Annotated in this window: 10 protein-coding genes; all 10 read right to left on the bottom strand. The window is 42.8% G+C overall.

What is annotated here, in order from left to right:
- Positions 1 to 94: 94 nt before the first annotated feature.
- The 10 genes from gatB to CDZ94_RS16520 all read right to left on the bottom strand — a co-directional run bounded on the left by gatB (position 95) and on the right by CDZ94_RS16520 (position 14,429).
- Positions 95 to 1,528, bottom strand: coding sequence for an Asp-tRNA(Asn)/Glu-tRNA(Gln) amidotransferase subunit GatB (gene gatB, locus CDZ94_RS16575; RefSeq protein WP_096438925.1), 1,434 nt, complete (start codon positions 1,526 to 1,528; stop codon positions 95 to 97).
- A gap of 14 nt (positions 1,529 to 1,542) precedes the next feature.
- A complete protein-coding gene (gatA, locus tag CDZ94_RS16570) occupies positions 1,543 to 2,997 on the bottom strand; it encodes an Asp-tRNA(Asn)/Glu-tRNA(Gln) amidotransferase subunit GatA (RefSeq protein WP_096438923.1) in 1,455 nt (484 codons plus the stop codon).
- A gap of 85 nt (positions 2,998 to 3,082) precedes the next feature.
- The gene (gene gatC / locus CDZ94_RS16565; protein WP_096438921.1) at positions 3,083 to 3,376 is read right to left on the bottom strand and encodes an Asp-tRNA(Asn)/Glu-tRNA(Gln) amidotransferase subunit GatC; all 294 of its coding nucleotides are present in this window, start codon (positions 3,374 to 3,376) and stop codon (positions 3,083 to 3,085) included.
- A gap of 332 nt (positions 3,377 to 3,708) precedes the next feature.
- Positions 3,709 to 5,160: a sodium/proline symporter PutP gene (putP, locus tag CDZ94_RS16555; RefSeq protein ID WP_096438917.1), complete on the bottom strand. Its 1,452-nt coding sequence runs from the start codon at positions 5,158 to 5,160 to the stop codon at positions 3,709 to 3,711.
- Positions 5,161 to 6,154: 994 nt separating this feature from the next.
- Positions 6,155 to 7,327, bottom strand: coding sequence for a CamS family sex pheromone protein (locus CDZ94_RS16545; RefSeq protein WP_096438913.1), 1,173 nt, complete (start codon positions 7,325 to 7,327; stop codon positions 6,155 to 6,157).
- 48 nt (positions 7,328 to 7,375) lie between these two features.
- Positions 7,376 to 9,382 carry an NAD-dependent DNA ligase LigA gene (gene ligA / locus CDZ94_RS16540; RefSeq protein WP_096438911.1) on the bottom strand — a complete coding sequence of 669 codons (2,007 nt, stop codon included), beginning with the start codon at positions 9,380 to 9,382 and terminating at the stop codon, positions 7,376 to 7,378.
- A gap of 12 nt (positions 9,383 to 9,394) precedes the next feature.
- Positions 9,395 to 11,683, bottom strand: coding sequence for a DNA helicase PcrA (pcrA, locus tag CDZ94_RS16535; protein ID WP_096438909.1), 2,289 nt, complete (start codon positions 11,681 to 11,683; stop codon positions 9,395 to 9,397).
- Between the two features lie 67 nt (positions 11,684 to 11,750).
- The gene (gene pcrB, locus CDZ94_RS16530; RefSeq protein ID WP_096438907.1) at positions 11,751 to 12,437 is read right to left on the bottom strand and encodes a heptaprenylglyceryl phosphate synthase; all 687 of its coding nucleotides are present in this window, start codon (positions 12,435 to 12,437) and stop codon (positions 11,751 to 11,753) included.
- Positions 12,438 to 12,987: 550 nt separating this feature from the next.
- Positions 12,988 to 13,293, bottom strand: a complete 306-nt coding sequence (locus CDZ94_RS16525; protein WP_096438905.1) for a YerC/YecD family TrpR-related protein — start codon at positions 13,291 to 13,293, stop codon at positions 12,988 to 12,990.
- A gap of 32 nt (positions 13,294 to 13,325) precedes the next feature.
- Positions 13,326 to 14,429 carry a DUF3048 domain-containing protein gene (locus tag CDZ94_RS16520; RefSeq protein ID WP_096438903.1) on the bottom strand — a complete coding sequence of 368 codons (1,104 nt, stop codon included), beginning with the start codon at positions 14,427 to 14,429 and terminating at the stop codon, positions 13,326 to 13,328.
- Positions 14,430 to 14,436 lie beyond the last annotated feature (7 nt).

Below are 14,436 nucleotides of genomic sequence, written 5' to 3'. Positions count from 1 at the left end.
TTATCCTAACAAACATCACAGAAAATTACAAACGAGGGTGTCTCAAACTTTTTTGAGACACCCTCGATATTTGAGCCTTTTATACTAGGTACAGCTAACGCTTGTTAATTTCTTCTGCAAGCATTGTGTTGACCATTTGCGGGTTAGCTTTACCACGAGAAGCTTTCATCACTTGCCCGACTAAAAAGCCGATCGCTTTATCTTTTCCGTTTTTATAGTCTTCAATTGATTGATCATTTCCGTCTAAAACGTCATTGACCATGTTACGAATTTCGGTTTCGTCGGTAATTTGGACAAGACCTTTATCTTTTACGATCTGTTCAGGCTCTCCGCCCTTTTCAATCAGCTCTTTAAAAACTTTCTTCGCAATTTTATTCGATATTGTCCCTTTTTCAATTAGCCCAATCATCTTGGCTAACGCTTCAGCAGTTAGCGGGACGTCGCTGATTTCTTTATTGTTTGCATTGAGGTACCCGTTCACTTCACCCATCATCCAGTTGGATAGAAGCTTCGCTGGTGCTCCAAACGTGAGCCCTTCTTCAAAGAAGTCACTCATCGTTTTTTGCTGTGTAAGAACTTGAGCATCGTACTCAGGCAAGTCTAACTCCTTCGTATAACGCTTTTGACGTGCGTCTGGAAGTTCAGGAATCTCGGAGCGAACGTTCTCTTTCCATTCGTCTTCAATATACAAGTCGACAAGGTCTGGTTCTGGAAAATAACGATAATCATCAGAGCCTTCTTTTACACGCATAAGAATCGTTTTCTTATTATCTGCATCCCACCGTCTCGTTTCTTGTAGGATCTCACCACCAGAAGATAACACTTCTGCCTGACGAACTTCTTCGTATGCCACGCCTTTTTGGACGTTCGCGAACGAATTTAAGTTTTTCAATTCCGTTTTCGTGCCAAAAGCTTCTTCCCCTACTGGGCGGAGTGAAATATTGGCGTCACATCTTAGTGATCCTTCTTCCATTTTACAATCGGACACTTCTGTATACTGCATAATCGCTTTTAACTTCTCCAAATAAGCATACGCTTCTTCAGGTGAGCGCATGTCCGGTTCAGAGACAATTTCAATTAATGGCGTCCCAACACGGTTAAAGTCAACGAGGGAGTGCCCTTCCCCATCCACGTGGGTTAGTTTCCCTGCATCTTCTTCTAAATGAAGTCGGGTAATGCCCATTCGTTTTTTCTCACCGTTCACATCAATCTCAATCCAACCGTTTTCACCAATCGGTTTATCGAATTGAGAAATCTGATACGCTTTCGGGCTATCTGGATAAAAATAGTTCTTTCGATCGAATTTCGTTTCTTTCGCGACATCGCAGTTAAGTGCCAAGGCTGCCCGCATCGCAAATTCCACCGCTTTTTTATTTAAAACTGGCAGTACACCAGGGTGTCCTAGACAAATTGGACACGTTTGCGAGTTCGGTGGCGCACCAAACTCTGTTGAGCAGCTACAAAAGATTTTCGTATTTGTTTTTAACTCCACATGAACTTCAAGTCCAATGACCGTTTCAAATTTCATTCTCTCCACCCCCCTTATAGTTCCGGCTTTAGTTTATGATGGTCGGTCGCTTGTTCATAAGCGTGGGCGACACGGAAGACGGTTTCTTCTTTAAAGTGATTCCCGATAATTTGCAAACCTACAGGTAACCCTTCTGATAACCCACAAGGGACACTAATCGCAGGAACACCGGCTAAATTTACTGGAATCGTTAAAATATCAGTCGCATACATCGTTAACGGATCCTCAATTTTATCGCCAATTTTAAATGCCGTTGTCGGCGTTGTCGGCCCAATAACGACATCATAATTAAGAAACACTTCATCAAAGTCCTGTTTAATTAATGTACGGACTTTCTGAGCTTTTTTATAATAGGCATCGTAGTAGCCTGAGCTTAACGCAAACGTTCCAAGCATAATACGACGCTTTACTTCATCTCCAAAATGCTCGCTTCGTGTTTTCATATACGTTTCAATAAGATTTTCATCTTCTACTCGCGCACCGTAACGAATCCCGTCAAAACGGGCTAGATTCGCAGACGCTTCGGATGATGCAAGTAAATAATACGTCGCAACGGCATATTTAGAATGTGGCAAAGAAACTTCTTCGCATGTAGCCCCCAAGCTTTCGAGAACGTGGAGCGCTTCTTTAATTTTCCCGCGAATTTCAGGATCTACGCCTTCAGCCAAGTACTCTTTAGGTACAGCGACTTTCAAGCCTTTAATATCACCCGTTAGTGCAGCGTTATAATCCGGGACATCGATACTGGCGCTTGTTGAATCGAGTCGATCGTGCCCGGCAATCGATTGCAGCACACGAGCGTTGTCCTCTACTGTTCTCGTAATAGGACCGATTTGATCTAGTGATGATGCAAAAGCGACTAGCCCGAAACGTGAAACTCTTCCGTACGTCGGCTTTAACCCTACAACCCCACAAAACGCTGCAGGTTCACGGATAGAGCCACCCGTGTCTGAGCCAAGTGAAAATAAGACTTCACCTGCAGCAACCGCCGCAGCTGAACCACCGCTAGAGCCACCTGGCACACGTGCTGTATCCCACGGGTTCTTCACCAGCTTATATCCGGAGTTTTCGTTCGATGACCCCATCGCAAACTCGTCCATATTCAGCTTCCCGATTGTCACCATGCTATCAGCGGATAACCGGTCGATAACAGTCGCGTTGTACAAAGGATTGAAGTTTTCGAGGATTTTACTCGCACACGTCGTGCGTATTCCTTTAGTGCTAATATTGTCTTTAATCCCAGCCGGCAAACCGAATAAGCCGTTTTTCACTTCATCAGTACCGAGCTTTTCATCAAGTTCTCCAGCGTGCTTTCTCGCTGCCTCTTCGTTCTTATGTAAAAAAGCACCTACTTGATCGTCAACCTCGGCAATTCTTTTATACGAAGCATCAACCAAATCACTAACCGATAGTTCTTTTTTATGTAAACGCTCGTGTATTTGCGTAAAACTCTGGTCTAAAATTGACATAGGGTCACTCCTCTATTTAAAGAAAAATTAGCTTGCCGCTAATTGGGGAAGCCTTCGTTGCAGTTATACTTTGGCCCTTTAGAGCTTAAGGTGTGAAAACAGATGGGATTTTCACTTGTCCGTCCTTTTGTTTTGGTGCATTAGCTAACGCATCCTCTTGAGTAAGCGAAGGTTTCACTTCATCTTCACGGAGGACATTTCGTACATCAAACACATGAGATGTCGGGACAACATTTGTCGTATCTAATTCATTTAACTGCTCAGCAAAATTGATAATAGCATCCAGTTGCTCGGAATACTTTTCCACTTCATCGTCGCTGAATTCCAAGCGCGCTAAGTGAGCAACATGTTTTATTTGATCCTTTGTGATCCGCTCCATTTCTCTACCTCCATCATTTTAATAAGACGCCATTTCGTATGTAAGATAATAAACTGATGATACCAAAGATGGTTAACACAAGCAACAAAGCGCAGGGTGAGTGGGAGGCATTTTTTGAGGTGCAGAGGCTACCTGCTAGATTCGCCAACTACGCAGAAGAGCTTTTAAACACTTTCCAGCTTGGCTACGGTCTCCAGATTTGCCTTTTCACAAAAGCGTTCTTCTCCGCTGTATCTTGAGACGAGCGGCGTGAAGGTAGCTGTCCTCTCATAAATCTTTTTAAAAAACGCCCCCCTCACATTTTGGAGGGAGACGCTATTTTCAAATACCTTTTACAGGCTCTTTTGTACTTCGTCAAATTCTTCTTGAATATCTTTAGAAGGCTCTTCACCCATTAGACTGACAACGACAACAGCAACCCAGGCGAAGATAAATCCAGGGATGATTTCATATAGTGCACTTGGCACGAACAGATCCCAAAGGATAACTGTTGCACCACCGACGAGCATACCTGCAAGTGCACCATTTTTCGTCATTCGCTTCCAGAACAACGCGAGAATAACAACAGGTCCAAATGCAGCACCAAATCCGGCCCAAGCATAACCTACAAGCTCAAGGACAGTTGCTTCAGGATTATAAGCAAGCGCAACTGCAAAGAGTGCGATTACAAGAACACCAATACGGCCTACCCATACAAGCTCTTGCTGAGATGCACTTTTACGGAAAATCGCTTTGTAAAAGTCTTCTGTTAACGCACTTGAAGATACAAGTAACTGGGAGTCGATCGTACTCATAATCGCAGCTAAAATCGCAGCGAGTAAGAACCCAGATACCCATGGGTTAAAGAGGACTTGGGTAAATTGAATGAAAACTGTTTCAGAATCTGCAAGCGGTGCATCGGCAAAGAATGCAATCCCGACAAAACCAGTAAAGATGGCACCGAATAGCGCAAATACCATCCACGTCATACCAACTAAACGTGCTTTAGGAATCTCATCTTTAGATTTGACCGCCATAAAACGGGCAACAATATGAGGCTGACCGAAGTAACCAAGACCCCATGCTAATAACGAAATAATGCCGACAAAGCTTGTACCTGTAAACACATCAAGATAAACAGGGTCAATGTTTCCTACAGCATCGACGGTTTCTCCCCAACCACCCATTTGCTGAATGGCTACGATTGGTACAACGATCAACGCAAGGAACATGAGAATCCCTTGAGCAAAGTCAGTCCAACTTACAGCTAAAAATCCACCTAAAAACGTATATGAAATAATAACGATAGCACCAATCCATAATGCTTGTGTATAATCAAGCCCGAATGCGGATTCAAATAACAATGCTCCACCTACAAGACCTGAAGATGTATAGAACGCAAAAAACACTAAAATAACAATGGCTGATACAATACGAAGAACTTTTGTTTCATCCTTAAAACGGTTTTCAAAGAAATCAGGGAGCGTAATTGAATCTCCTGCAATTTCTGTGTACATACGAAGACGAGTCGCGACAAATTGCCAGTTTAAATAGGCACCAATGGCAAGACCGACACCGATCCAGATTTCTGTCATACCAGCAGCATACATCGCACCTGGTAAACCGAGTAACAACCAACTACTCATATCAGAAGCACCCGCACTCAATGCAGCAACACTTCCTCCTAAACGACGACCACCTAATACATAATCAGATAAATTGCTAGTCATTTTGTATGCAACTAACCCGATGGCAAGCATACCTACTAAATAAATAATAAACGTAATTAACGTTGACGTTTCCATGTCTTATCTTCTCCTCTCAGTGAAAAATGTAATAATTGATAGTATGACGAGTAACGGCATTGGGACGAATAGCCAGAACCAAGTTGCTGCTGTTAATGAGTGTTCCACATTTATCCCTCCTTTATGTTTTGTAAACTCTCGTTATTCTAAGTATTTGTTAGCATTTGCTACTGTGACTGACCTTACTCACAATAATACCTACAGATTTCGACAGATCGCTCTTATTCACCTCTATGCAACTTTTAGAATTTTCAAGATTGTTCTGTCTCTCTCCGATTTAAGGCACAAGCAGAACTATAACACAAAATAAATATCAGAACATTGTAAATATTATTCTTCTATCGTCTTCGCGAATAAATATACATAGTTCCTCCAAATGTAACCGCTTTCATATAAATATAGTCATATATATTCACTAAAAAAAATTTAAATGAATTTCATTTTTTCACACAATCGACATAAAGTCCGGGTCATTTTGGTGAATTTTTCTTTTTTCCGATCGTCTATTATAGGTCAATCGAAGGAGCTTTTCACATTGATCTATTGAATAAGGAAGTCTAACTTTCCCTTACGCCGTAAAGCGATAAAGAAAACTTGGCTACGGTCTCCAACTTGCTTAGTGTTAAATTAAGAGGGGCTTTTTTATGTAGCTACGTTGGCCTCCATCTGCTCGCTTTCCACGGACGAACCGCCAAGCCTCCTTGGGAAATGCGCCCTGCGGGGTCTTGGCTGGTCCGTTTTGTCTTGCAGATTCCGGCCAACTACGTAGGGCTCTCTCGTACAATAGACACGAGGGGTTTCCTCCCATTTCATTTCGATTGTTTGGTGACTTACTAAATTCGACATTTGGGGAGGTGCTCCTTTTTCCATGTCTTAGAGCCCTTGAGCCGCATGAGCTTAGAATTATGAGGAATTCATTCAATTTTTCACCTTTAAAAAAAGGTGTCTCAAAAAAGTCAAACAACGACCCTTTGAGACACCTTTATTTTAAAATTTATTGGTATACATGAACAAACGGTTCTTCACCTGGGTACTGCACTATCAGGGCTTCCGTTCCGCTCACCGATTCTAAATAGACATGTATCGATGCATCAAATGTGAAAGTAGAACTTAACCTTCCACTGATGAATTGTGTTAACGCAATAATTTCTGCCTTTCCATGGGACTGAAGGTTCACGTCGATCTTCATTTCCTGAATATCGTTATTTTTATACCTGGCTCTCCCGACAACACCGATTGAGTGGTCAAAAAAGTCATCTACATCATTTTTGAACTGATTAAAAGCTTCAGCTTGGTCGCGTCGATTTTCAGTGGCCGCATTTGATGGGAAAAAGTAAAACTCTTCATTAATTTGCTCCCACCCTCCAAGCTCGGTTCCACTGTTCGATTCAGCCATGGCAATAAACGAACCGGGTACGAGAGAGTTTTGCTTTTCTTCCTGATAGAGTGCGATAACAATCGGAACATCTTGAAGTTCCTCTAAAGATCTGAGTCGTTCCAGAACTTCTTGGGCCATTTCTTTTCCGGCAGCTTCCACTTCCTCATCATCTAAGGCTTCTTCGTGGAATAAGTAACGCCCTTCATCATCTTCTGTACGGAAGTAGTAAATCGATCGAAGTCCTAATCCGATCACGACTCCTCCGAGTTGGACTCCGTCTTCCCCTTCTTCGTACATGTAATTATGCTCCATAATATGCGATAAATAGGCCGGGTTTTTGCGCATTTGTTCTTCGAGATCATCACCATCACCTAAGCTCGGGTTTAAGCCATGCTCATATCGCTCTTCAGAAGGATCATAGCGTCGCAACCATGAATTAATGGTATTACCATTTAAAAACTCACCTTCCTGAAAGTAATAATCATCCTGACTAAAATTAGCTGACGCTATTTCCATAAGCCCCACTTCGAATTGATCAATATCAATGCGGTTATTCATTGAGTGAGCCACATTCCCTCTCGCCGGACTACGCTGATACGCCCCATCCCGAAGAACATTGCGGTAATAATTTTCCGGAGTCTCCAGTGTCGGGGTAATCACATATTCATACTCGTCTTCTTCATTTTCATCCTCTACGACAATTACTTCTTCTTCACGTTCTAAGGCTGGCAAACAACCAGAGAGAACGAGTAAACCTACGATACTAAGCACACCGAGTCGTTTTGTCACCTTATACACTCCTCACCATTGATGACAGCGCCCTTGTTGCCAAGTGAATTATCCGCCTAATTCCTCCAGCATTCTCGCTTCATCCCAAATTTCTATATTCAGCTCTTGTGCTTTCTTTAACTTTGATCCCGCTTTTTCACCCGCAATGAGTAAATCGGTATTTTTACTCACACTTCCGGTGACGTTACCTCCGAGCAGCTCGATTTCCTTTTTCGCTTCATTTCGGTTCATATGTTCCATCGAGCCGGTGAGAACGATCGTTTTCCCCGCAAATGGCGAGTCCATCTCTTCTGCGTCACGCAGCTTCGGTCCTTTGTATACCATGTTTACACCGACATCAGCCAGCTCTTGGATCAAGCTAGTGACTTCTGGTTTATCAAAATAGGTTACAATTGCATCAGCCATTTTATCGCCAATTTCATTAATGGCAATCAAGTCTTCGATTGTTGCCTGTTGGAGAGCTTCCATTGTCTCAAACTTCTGGGCTAGCGTCTGAGCAGCTTTGGATCCTACATGACGAATACCCAAGCCAAACAGCAGTTTTTCAAGTGAGTTTTCTTTCGTTACCTCAATCGCTTGGACTAGATTTTGAACGGATTTTTCCCCCATCCGTTCAAGCTTGAGCAGTTCTCCTTTTTCAAGCTTATAAATGTCCGCCACATCCTGGATCAAACCGTGCTGGAAAAGCTGGGCAATTACACGTTCGCCTAAACCATCAATGTTCATCGCATTACGAGAAACAAAATGGATAAGACCTTCACGAATTTGCGCAGGGCATTTCGGGTTCATACAGCGTAATGCAACTTCTCCTTCGATTCGTTCAAGTTCACTTTCACATTCAGGACAGTGAGTCGGCATGGAGAAGTCTTGTTCATCTCCAGTACGCTGCTCGGTTAAAACATTAACAACTTCCGGGATAATATCCCCGGCTTTTTTGATCGTGACTTTATCACCAAGCTTGAGGTCTTTTTCACGAATCAAATCCTCATTATGAAGCGACGCACGCTTCACTGTCGTACCCGCTACTGCAACAGGGGATAAAACTGCAGTTGGTGTGACCACACCTGTACGACCGACATTTAATTCAATCTCTTCCAAGGTGGTGATCACCTCTTCAGCCGGGAACTTAAAAGCCGTTGCCCAACGCGGACTTTTCGCGGTAAATCCTAATTCCTTTTGAGCATTCAAATCATCTACTTTAATAACAATCCCATCAATTTCATAAGGTAGATCTGCTCTTTTTTCCAACCAGCTCTCACAGTAGTCAATAACTTCATCAATCGTGTCACACACTTTATGCTGACGATTAATTTTAAAGCCTAATTCACTCACGTAATTTAAACTTTCGTGATGAGAATAGATTTCTTTCCCTTGTAATCGGCTGATAGAATAGACAAAAATGTCAAGACTTCGTTTGGCTGCAATTTTCGGGTCAAGTTGGCGCAACGAACCAGCTGCTGCATTTCTCGGGTTCGCAAACAGCTGCTCTCCTTGTGCTTCTTTTGCTTCATTCAAACGTTCAAAGGAGCGCTTCGGCATAAAAGCTTCGCCGCGGACTTCAATGTCTGCTTGTTCTTTTAATCGGAGTGGAATCGACGGGATCGTTTTTAAATTCCTTGTAATATCTTCACCCGTCGTGCCATCTCCTCGAGTAGCCCCTTGAACAAACTTGCCTTGTTCATACTTTAACGTCACTGCTAGCCCGTCAATTTTTAATTCGCAACTATACCGTAGACTACGCCCTATCCCTTGTTGAACGCGGCGATCAAAATCGCGGAGCTCCTGTGCGTTAAAGGCATTCGACAAACTAAGCATCGGTACGTCGTGCTGCACTTTTTTGAACGAATCGAGGACCTCTCCACCTACACGCTCCCCGGGTGAATCGTCTCGCTTCAGCTCCGGATTCGCTTTCTCCAGTTCCATAAGCTCATGAAGAAGCTGGTCATATTCGGCATCTGACACTTTAGGCTCATCTAATACATAATAATGATGAGCATAGTCGTTTAATGTATCTGTTAAATGATCGATTTGTTTTTTCACTTCGTTACGATCCATTCGGTTCCCACCTTACTGCTTTGTTATGGGGGCAAACTTGGCAAAAAGACGCTTAACGCCAACTTCGGGGAAAGCAATATCGAGTTCGACGTTCTCTTTGTCCCCTTTCATACTTACAACAGTTCCTGTTCCCCACTTTTTATGAGCAGCTTTATCACCAACAGCCCATGAAAACGAGTCGCCACCTGTCGTCGTTGTTTGCGTGCGCATTCTCGTCCTCCCAGGTGCAGGTGCCGCCCCTCCAGTACTCCCTTGGTCCGATCTTGCTGCGCGGCCAGGTTGACTAAAGGACGGCTTATTTCGAGAGGCTGTGGACGTCTTCATCCAGTCCGGTGTTGGTTTTTCTTCTTTAAACGAATCAAGGAGATCTTCCGGAATTTCACTCAAAAAGCGGGAAGCTGGATTCATATTCGTCCTACCATATAGCGTGCGCATTCTTGCCCGAGATAAATATAATTCTTTTTCGGCACGGGTAATTCCCACGTAAGCAAGTCGGCGCTCCTCCTCCATCTCTACTACTTCCATAAGAGAACGGCTATGAGGAAACACCCCTTCTTCAAGTCCGATCAAGAACACAACAGGAAACTCCAACCCTTTTGCAGAGTGCAAAGTCATCAGAATGATTTGTTCCTGATTGCTGTCTTCCTCTTCATCGTCTACTTTATCAATATCTGCAATAAGTGCTAAATCGGTTAGAAAGGCAACTAATGATTTATCTTCATTTGTTTTTTCAAACTCTTTGGTTACAGTTAAAAATTCTTCAATGTTCTCAAGACGACTTTCGGATTCCAAGCTCTTATCATTTTTTAGCATCGCGCGATAACCGGTTTTATCCAACAGTTCTTCAACAAGTTCAGTGACTGATAAATAATCCTGCATTTGGACCCAGCCATTTAATTGGTCGATAAATTCGGCTAAAGAGTTACGCGCCCGCGCACTCAAACCGATCTCATTTACATCCTGCAGGGCACGGAAAAGAGATACTCCTTGCAAATCGGCAAAATGATCGATCTTCTCCACGGTAGAAGCGCCGATCCCGCGTTTTGGTACATTGACAATTCTACGCAAGCTAATATCGTCATCCGGGTTCGCGATCACTCGCAAATAGGCCAAGACATCTTTAATCTCTTTTCTGTCATAGAACTTTGTACCGCCGACGATCGTGTAGGAAAGGTTAGACTTGACGAACATTTCCTCAATCACACGAGATTGAGCATTTGTTCGATAAAGGACAGCAATTTCTGACTCTGAATATTTACCGCTGTCAGTCATTTCTTTTATTTTCCCAACAATAAACTGAGCTTCGTCACGCTCATTATCTGCTTCATATAACGCAAGCTTCTCACCATCTAAGTTCTCGGTCCACAGATTTTTCGGCTTCCGATTCGCGTTGTTTCCAATCACATCATTCGCTGCTTTTAAAATGGTTTTCGTTGATCGATAATTTTGCTCAAGCATAATGACAACCGCATTCGGATAGTCACTTTCAAAGGAAAGGATATTTTGAATATCCGCCCCGCGCCAGCGATAAATCGACTGATCTGAATCCCCAACAACACAAATGTTTTTATGGCGATCGGCCAGCATTTTCACAAGAATGTATTGCGCTCTGTTCGTATCCTGATACTCATCAACCATCACATACTGAAATTTTCGTTGATAAAATTCCAGCACTTCAGGAACTTGTTTAAACAGCTTAATCGTCATCATAATCAAGTCGTCAAAATCCAACGCATGATTTTTCTTAAGCTCTTTTTGATACGCTTCATAAACTTTTAATACAGTATCTTCATACGGACCTGAAGCTGTTTTCCCAAAATCCTTCGGCGTTTTCAATTCGTTTTTAGCCGAGCTGATCGAGCCTAAAATGCTTCGCGGCTCAAATTTCTTCGTATCAATATTCTGCTCTTTCATTAACCTTTTTACGACCGTCATTTGGTCTGATCCGTCCAAAATCGTAAAATTACGATTAACACCAATCCGATCGACATCTCTTCTTAACATCCTTACACACATCGAGTGAAACGTCGAAATCCAAATGTCTTCAGCAATAGAACCTCCAACGATTTTTCCAATTCGATCTTTCATTTCCCTAGAGGCTTTGTTCGTAAAGGTAATAGCTAAAATTGACCAAGGAGCTACGCCTTTTTCACCAATTAAATACGCAATTCGGTGAGTGAGAACTCGCGTCTTCCCACTCCCAGCTCCAGCCATAATTAATAGCGGGCCAGCCCCATGTTTCACCGCTTTTTGTTGCTCAGGGTTTAAACCTGACAGCAATTGATTACCTGTTTGTTCCATGTTACCACCATCCAAACATATGTTCTCATTTATTCTTAGTTTATCGTAGTTTCACACCGTTGTATACTTACTTTTTTACTGCTTTAACAGTAGCTAACGCACGTTTTAAATTTTCATAAATAACATTACCGACAACAACTGTGTCAGCGTGCTCGGCCATTTCTTCTGCTTGCTCCTTGTTTGAAATGCCTCCACCATAAAAAACCTGTGTGTTTGAGAGGACAGCTTTCGCCGCCTTCACCACTTCCGGGTTCCCATACATACCACTGTATTCAAGATAAAAAATCGGCATTCGAATCAAATGTTCAGTCATCCGGGCATATGCAACTACATCTTCTTCATCAAGGTCAGTATTCGCACCTGTTAACTGGGCAACTTTAGCGTCTCCGTTAAGGATACAATAGCCTTCTGTTAACACTTCATCCCAATTCATAATCGGGCCAAGCTCCTTCACAGCTTGATGATGCTGCCCGTTAATCCACTTAACTTTGTCTGTATTAACGACAGATGGAATTAAATAATAATCAAAGCCAGGTGTGACCGCCTCTAGAGTTGATACCTCTAAAGCACACGCAACCGAATACCGTCGTATCCTCATAAGTAAATCAAGCGTATTGTCTTCAGTGACACCATCCGTCCCACCTACAATTACCGCATCCGTACCCGATTCACAAATAGCCTCCAACGCATCATCATCCAGCGATTTATTCGGGTCTAACTTAAAAACATGCTTCCAGTCTCTATATTCAAGCACGGTTTTTTCCTCCAACTTCTTTCCTTCAGACTTGTAAACTCATCATATAAGTATACCAAATAATGAAGCTAGACTCATTAGTCATGGGAAGAGTTTTTTGGCTTTTTATTGGTAGTGACAAGAGGGGGGAGCAGAGAGCGATCCGGTCAACTTCGGGCGGGATCTGATCAAACTCAGTGCGGATCTGGTTCCGGGGCGGATCTACTCATACCGGCGCTCGATCTAGTCAAATCGCTCTGCTTTCTAGTCAAATCGATCTTTTTTCTAGTCAAAGTGCTCTTTTTTCTAGTCAAATCTCTTTGCTTTCTAGTCAAACTCTGCTTTTATCTGGTTTTCCGGCGCAGATCCACCCTAACCCGCGCTTAATCTAGTCAACACGCTCTGCTTTCTAGTCAAACTCCACTCAGTTTTGGTTTTCCAACCCAGATCCACTCAATCCACATGTAGTCCCACTCTTCCAAAGCAGATCTAATCACCCAAACCAAGCACAGCTCGTAAACCTTCTGAAACTACTAAAAACGCACCCTCAAGGATGCGTTTTCTCTAACGTTTATTTTTCTTCTTTTGCTTCTTTCACACGGTCGAGTGTCATTTGATAGCCGTCGTTTCCGTAATTAATACAGCGTTTCACACGTGAGATTGTAGCTGTGCTGGCACCCGTGTCTTTTTCAATCTTTTGATACGTATCACCGTCCATCAGCATTCTTGCTACTTCCAGACGTTGAGCCAAGGACTGAATTTCATTCATCGTGCAAAGATCATCGAAAAATTGATAGCATTCTTCCATGTCTTTTAAGCTGAGAATGGCTTGAAATAACTGGTCAAGCTCATTACCTCTCAATTTATTAATTTGCATGAATTGGTTCATCCTTTCATTGTTATTGACATTTAATGACCTTCAATATTCATTTCAACTTGTGAAGTGAGTCCGCCATTTTCTTTAGGGACAATGTTAATCCACGTTTGTCCGGGGACAAATTGTACGGGTTCTCCTTCGTGGTACGGGAGGATGACACCGTCATCACTTTGCCAGTCGACGTCGTGCTTTACACCATCTTGGAAAAGGTACGCTTCCCCACCTGAAGTAATGTCAATATCTCTTCTGCCAGCGTCGTCAATGACACGATGAGATGCTTCGACAACGAAGACATTTTGCGGTGCTACCGGAGTTTCCGTGTCGTGGTCTTCAGTTGGAACTCCACCGTTTGAACGGCGATATCCATTCAATTTTTCATCATATTCGTATTTTACATTATTACTTGAACTACCATAAAGAACTTCAAATTCATCCACTTCTTCCCCAGTTCGTGACGTACTTGTCTCAGAATCAAAGGGGAGCTGTGGTGGGGCATTTTCTAAATTCAAGCCGATCAGTTCGGCAACAGAAACGAGATCAGAAAAGGTTGTATACATGTTATGAGGTGCACTACGCTCAGAAGATCTGGAAAAATACTGCTGATCATAGGTTTGCGCACTGATGTAAGGTACATAATCACTTTCAGCTAACTCAAGCCCACTCGGACTACCGCCTGCAGATACGTAAATAGCATCATAACCTTTATTTAAATGTACATAATAATCTCTTGCACTTCTTATTGGACCAATACGCTCTGCTTCTTGACTGTGAAAGATAGCAAGGAACCGGGTAATGGTTGCTTCAGATAGAACTTCGTATACGAGGTCTGCTTGGTAAAGCCCCGTTTGTGGCCTTGCGCTTGTAGAATTTTCGATCATGACTCCAAAAGCGGTATGTGCAGCTTCTTCATCAAGAGGTAACCCTGTTAAAGGAGCGTCGTAATCGGCTTTTTGCTCCGCTTCTTCAGTTGGGATTTCTTCGATTTCTGCCTCATCGTCCGCGTCCTCGACTGGCGTATCCTCTACCCCTTGTCCTTCATTATCGTTTTCTCCTGCACTTTCTTCACTGCAGGCAACAAGAAGAAAACAAGAAAGCAAGGCAAATACTAGGAACATCTTATTTACATACAGTTTCATTTCTAAT

Source organism: Alteribacter populi, from assembly GCF_002352765.1.
GTDB classification, from domain to species: domain Bacteria; phylum Bacillota; class Bacilli; order Bacillales; family Salisediminibacteriaceae; genus Alteribacter; species Alteribacter populi.
The sequence above is the reverse complement of the archived record's forward strand: the minus strand, read 5'-3'. Positions and strand labels throughout refer to the sequence as shown.

Coding starts and splice junctions, on each gene's coding strand:
- pcrA (WP_096438909.1), bottom strand. CDS start 11,683: ATGGAACAAACAGGTAATCAATTGCTGTCAGGTTTAAACCCTGAGCAA.
- gatB (WP_096438925.1), bottom strand. CDS start 1,528: ATGAAATTTGAAACGGTCATTGGACTTGAAGTTCATGTGGAGTTAAAA.
- CDZ94_RS16520 (WP_096438903.1), bottom strand. CDS start 14,429: ATGAAACTGTATGTAAATAAGATGTTCCTAGTATTTGCCTTGCTTTCT.
- ligA (WP_096438911.1), bottom strand. CDS start 9,382: ATGGATCGTAACGAAGTGAAAAAACAAATCGATCATTTAACAGATACA.
- CDZ94_RS16525 (WP_096438905.1), bottom strand. CDS start 13,293: ATGCAAATTAATAAATTGAGAGGTAATGAGCTTGACCAGTTATTTCAA.
- gatA (WP_096438923.1), bottom strand. CDS start 2,997: ATGTCAATTTTAGACCAGAGTTTTACGCAAATACACGAGCGTTTACAT.
- putP (WP_096438917.1), bottom strand. CDS start 5,160: ATGGAAACGTCAACGTTAATTACGTTTATTATTTATTTAGTAGGTATG.
- gatC (WP_096438921.1), bottom strand. CDS start 3,376: ATGGAGCGGATCACAAAGGATCAAATAAAACATGTTGCTCACTTAGCG.